Source organism: Aureimonas sp. ME7 (genome assembly GCF_903970965.1).
Taxonomy (GTDB): Bacteria; Pseudomonadota; Alphaproteobacteria; order Rhizobiales; family Rhizobiaceae; genus Aureimonas.
Window position 1 is genome coordinate 1 of the sequence record NZ_CAJCKW010000051.1, and the last position, 463, is coordinate 463.

The window sequence follows — 463 nt, forward strand, 5'->3', positions numbered from 1 at the left end:
TGGCCTGCCCCTATCAGGTGGTCCGGTTCAAATCTAATGCATGGTAGGTTTGGCGACCACGGTTGAGGTGGCCGGCGAAGCGGGTTGGGGTGGCGCAGCCGGCCATAGCGCGGCGGCAGGTGCCGGCGGACGGTAGCCCAGGCTCGAGTGTGGACGTTTGGTGTTGTAGTGCCGGCGCCAGCCTTCGATGACGATCCTAGCCTCGGCGAGGCTATAGAAGATCTCGCCGTTCAGTAGCTCGTCGCGGAGTTTCGAGTTGAAGCTCTCACAGTATCCATTCTCCCACGGACTGCCCGGCTCGATGAATGCGGCCCTGGCGCCAACTGCCGCGATCCAGTTCCGCACTGCCTTGGCGATGAACTCAGGACCGTTGTCGGATCGGATGTGCCCTGGCACGCCGCGTAGGATGAAGAGGTCGGACAGAACGTCGATGACGTCCGCGGACTTCAGCTTCCGGTCGATC

General features: G+C 62.6%; 1 protein-coding gene. It reads right to left on the reverse strand.

The annotated features are described in order from the left end of the window. Positions 1-33: 33 nt before the first annotated feature. Positions 34-463 (reverse strand): integrase core domain-containing protein (locus H7A85_RS20680; RefSeq protein ID WP_182422419.1); only part of this gene is annotated, 430 nt, incomplete at its 5' end.